Genomic DNA, 4,258 nt, shown 5'->3' with positions numbered 1-4,258 from the left:
GGGATCCACTGTAGCCAGTTGCAAATAGCGTACACCGGGATTGCTGCGGTTGCGGTGCAAGGCCGCCTGCAGCAACATCCGCCAAGAGGGATCCCCCGTAGGGATATCCTTCAACTCGTTCATAGAGCTTCGCTGGTGCCCGCCGCAACTCTAGCCGGGAGGGGGAGGCGCTTCCGATTGCGGATCCCTGGTGCACCCCGGCGAGGACTCCGTGCGAGTAGCGCCAGCGGAATTGGGATCCGGTGCAGTTGGGTGGAGGGAATGAAAGTGGTGCTCCAGCCAGCCCTCCGTTGCCCCCTCAAAGCGTTCTGGCACCGGCTGCTTCACCGGCAATTTTTGGAGCACCAGAGCGAGATACTCGGTATACCCAGGGAAGCGGACTTCCCGCACCTTATGCCACACCGAGCGCGACATTAGCAGCGTCCGCTCCACGTCCTGGGCTCCCAGCTTGAGCAAAAATTCCTCCCGTTCCGGCTGGTAATCGGTGGAGGCCAAGGCCAAAGCCTGCGGGGGATAGGCTTGGGTGAGCTGGGCCATCTTGGCCATGAGCTCAGGATAGAGCCAGGTGTAAGCGGGGTGAACCGTGAGCTTGGCCACATGCGGCTGCTGCCCCGTCCGATCCAACTTCAGGTTGAAATAGCCGATAGCGGTTTTCCGCTCGGGCTCATAGACACACATCTCCACCCGTTCCGTTTGGCTGATGGCACACTTGGCCCGTTCCAAAAGCCACTCCAGTGGGCTGGTGCGAAAATCGCTCACGTCGCGGTCGTACACCTGGCGCACAGTGGCCGGCATGGATCCCGTATCCAGTTGGTAGATGGCGTAGGCATCCCGGTTGGTCACCGGCACCAAGTTGGGCAGCTTGGGCTCGTGCTGGCTGAGAGCGGCAAGGATCTCGGGTGGAATCGACCAGTAGGTAATCTGAACCAGTGGTTGGAAGCCATTGTGTCGGTAGAGGGCCATCGCCTCCTTGTTGTGGATGTTCACCTCCAAGATCCAGGTGCGAGCCTCGCGAAAGTGCTCCAGGCAGTGCTTGAGCAGCCGGGATCCCACCCCCTGCCGCCGCGCAGAGGGCACCACAGCAATGTGATCCACCCGCCAGGTGCTGCGGGAATGGTTAAAGGGAGAAACTTGAATGACCCCCTGGATTTTGCCTTCCAGCTCCGCCACATGCACCGTAAACATGTGCTGAAAACGGTTGGGAAACAGGCTCAAGGTTTTCAGGGGGCCATACCACTGCCGTAACCGCCGCACTTGGCGACGAATGTCCACCGAGCGGCTGCTGTACTCTTCATCAAAAGCTTGCGCCAAAATCTCCTCCACCGCCTCCAGATCGCCCAGTTGAGCGGGGCGGAGAATCAGTTCGGGAGCCTCCCTAGGAGCTTTGGAATCCGGGTTGGGCTTTGCCGCAGGGTTGTCCATGCCAAAGTGTGGGCGGGAGAACATTCAAAGCATAGCTCAGGATCCCTCTTCCGGAGGTCGTTGCTGCCACAAAAATTCAGGGTGTTGGGCTTTTTGTAGTCGCTTGGCCGCTAGCATCCAGCAAGGCAAAGTTGCTGAAGCTAAAGCACTTCTCAACAACGCCAGCTTCCGTCTCCGTTTGAATGCGCCGCTCCGAGAGAATGTAGTACTTGCCCACCTTGGTGTAGAGATCTTCAAATTGGCTGCGCCCACCCTTTTGCTCGCCAGTCTTGGCGTCGTGATAGACAGAGTCGTAGCGGTGGGAGAGGTAGCCTTCGCCGGTGTCGTGGCTGCTGAAGGTGTGGATGGTCACCACTACTCCATGAATATGCCGATGCACCATGGTTACCTGGTTGTCGCGCACGTGGTAGCGATCCCCTTCGGCTTTGCCACCCACCAGGATCTCCACACTGCCATCGGGTAGGATCTGGCCATAGCGGAAAGTATTGTTCCCGTGGGTCTCGGCAAAGCTGCGGCGCACCCGGTGAATGGCAATCTCCCAAAGTTGATTGTGAATAGCTTTCCGGGCTTCCTCATCCTCCACGCCCGTAACCGTCGCTTTCAGGTCTGCCCCCACTCGCACCTGCCCCACAAAAGTACGCTCCCCATCCCAGTAGGTGACTTCGGCGCTGTAGCCCGGAAAGTCGGGATCCCAGGTGTAGCGATTTTCGTAGGCGGCCCGAAACAACTCTTCGGCAGAAACTTGGGTCGCGGTCATCGGGTGTCTCCTGTCTTACTGGCAAGCGCTTCTCATAGCCATCCATCATACTGCCCCTTGCTGCCAGGCTACTCCCCCAGCCGCCTGCGGCAAGAACCTGCATTTGTTGACATACTCCCTACCGGCTATAGCCTGCTTCCACACAGCGCTAAGACAGGGGTTTTCGCATCGCAAAGAGCTGGCATAGCTGATCCCCCATCCGCCGCTGTAGGATAGAGGCACAGCCACTCGAGCTTCTCTTCCTGCCTCACGCCAAGTTTTGGCCTGCAAGCTTAGTTGCTGCTTTGATCCCCAGAGTATTCTCTGGAAAGAACTTTTCTATCTTTTTGTGGGTGAGGAGGAAGATTGAGAGATTTTTTTGACGATCGCGTCGGTAGGACGGAATCCCCAGCGCCTAACCTGTCGCCGGCCCAGACCAGAGTGGCAGCCCCGCCGGAGATGATGGGGCCGGTGCTGAAAATTGTCGGCAAGCAGACCTTGAGCGGCCACATTCCCATCGGCGGCGCGAAAAACTCGGCTTTGGCTCTCATGGCCGGATCCCTTTTGGCTCCTGCAGCTTGCCGAATTCACAACGTGCCACGCCTGCTGGACATTGAACGCATGGGGCAGATCCTGACCACCCTAGGGGTTAAGGTGTCCCATGTGGGCAATACCCTCGACCTGGATGCCAGCTCCCTCAAAACTTCCCAAGCTCCCTATGAATTGGTCAGCCAGTTACGGGCCAGTTTTTTCATCATCGGGCCACTGTTGGCGCGGCTGGGAGTGGCTAGAGTTCCTCTGCCCGGCGGCTGTGCCATCGGCTCCCGTCCGGTGGATCTGCATGTGCGGGGCCTGCAAGCGTTGGGGGCAACGGTTCAAATCGAGCACGGCGTGGTTCATGCCTATGCCCGCAAGCTGGTGGGAACCCGCATCTACCTGGACTATCCCAGCGTCGGCGCCACTGAAACTCTGATGATGGCCGCTACGCTGGCGGATGGGGAGACGGTCATCGAAAATGCCGCCCAAGAGCCAGAAGTGGCGGATTTGGCCCGTTTCTGTCAGGCAATGGGGGCCCGCATTCGCGGTGTAGGCACTAACACGGTTGTGGTGGTAGGGGTACCGCGCCTGCACGGCACCGAGTACACGGTCATTCCCGACCGCATCGAGGCCAGCACCTACCTCATTGCCGGGGCCATCACCGGCTCCGAACTCACGGTTGGCCCTGTTATCCCGGATCATCTGCGGGCGGTGATCGCCAAGTTGCGTGACATGGGGCTGCGGGTGGAGGAAGAAGGCCCCAACCGGCTGCGCATTGCCCCGGCGCGACTCAGTTCGGGCTGGCTCTGCCAGGCAACCGATATCCAGACCTTGCCCTATCCGGGTTTTCCCACTGATGTGCAGGCGCCGATCATGGCCTTGGCCGCCCTGAGCGAGGGCAGTTGCACCATCGAGGAGACGGTGTTTGAAAACCGGATGCACCACATCCCCGAGCTCAATCGCATGGGGGCAGACATTCGCCTCAAGAACCGGGTCGCCCTCATCCGAGGAGTGCCGTCGCTGTCGGGAGCGCCGGTGGTGGCTACGGACTTGCGGGCGGGGGCAGCTCTGGTGTTGGCCGGCCTGGCGGCTGAGGGCTGCTCTACCATCCACGGCCTCCACTACATCGACCGCGGCTACGAAGCCATCGATGAAAAGCTGCGCAATGTCGGGGCCAAGGTGTATCGCTGTAACCACCCGGCAGGGATCCCGCTCACCCCTCAGCCTGAGCAAGCCGATGGAAAGGGGATCCCATCGCAAAATTGGCCCATTTGAGCAATAGGGCTTGAGCCTACGCTGTTGGGGGGATCCGCTGGCCCCAAGCGTCATCCCCTTGGTTTTCTGGAGGGAAAAAGGATGCGGTAGGCTAGGAGCCGACAGCCCAAATTCTAGGGAGAAGGGGTTAGCTTAATCGGCGGGAAGCCCCGCACTGTAATTACTCAAGAGCCAATCCGTGTCGGGATGAAAGCTGTTCGTGCTACAAGTGAGGAGAACAAGTTCAATCTCTGGAGAGTTTCCCGCCGTGGGTCGCACGGTGGCCGCACGCTGAGACCTCTGTACCAA

Annotated in this window: 3 protein-coding genes; 1 reads left to right on the top strand and 2 read right to left on the bottom strand. The window is 59.5% G+C overall.

From position 1 onward, the window contains the following. Positions 1-150: 150 nt before the first annotated feature. The gene (locus NW841_RS12075) at positions 151-1,446 is read right to left on the bottom strand and encodes a GNAT family N-acetyltransferase (protein WP_414386581.1); all 1,296 of its coding nucleotides are present in this window, start codon (positions 1,444-1,446) and stop codon (positions 151-153) included. A 52-nt stretch (positions 1,447-1,498) separates the two neighbouring features. After that, positions 1,499-2,179, bottom strand: a complete 681-nt coding sequence (locus tag NW841_RS12070; RefSeq protein ID WP_414370894.1) for a DUF3386 domain-containing protein — start codon at positions 2,177-2,179, stop codon at positions 1,499-1,501. Between the two features lie 438 nt (positions 2,180-2,617). Between NW841_RS12070 and murA the strand changes: the two genes are divergently transcribed. Beyond that, the gene (gene murA / locus NW841_RS12065) at positions 2,618-3,970 is read left to right on the top strand and encodes a UDP-N-acetylglucosamine 1-carboxyvinyltransferase (RefSeq protein ID WP_414364855.1); all 1,353 of its coding nucleotides are present in this window, start codon (positions 2,618-2,620) and stop codon (positions 3,968-3,970) included. Positions 3,971-4,258 lie beyond the last annotated feature (288 nt).

It is taken from the genome of Synechococcus sp. H60.3 (assembly GCF_047462295.1).
Lineage (GTDB): Bacteria > Cyanobacteriota > Cyanobacteriia > Thermostichales > Thermostichaceae > Thermostichus.
This window is presented reverse-complemented; position numbering and strand designations above follow the sequence as displayed.

Bases quoted from the DNA above. Each gene is read 5' to 3' on its own strand.
- NW841_RS12075 (WP_414386581.1), bottom strand. From the start codon at position 1,446: ATGTTCTCCCGCCCACACTTTGGCATGGACAACCCTGCGGCAAAGCCC.
- NW841_RS12070 (WP_414370894.1), bottom strand. From the start codon at position 2,179: ATGACCGCGACCCAAGTTTCTGCCGAAGAGTTGTTTCGGGCCGCCTAC.
- murA (WP_414364855.1), top strand. From the start codon at position 2,618: ATGATGGGGCCGGTGCTGAAAATTGTCGGCAAGCAGACCTTGAGCGGC.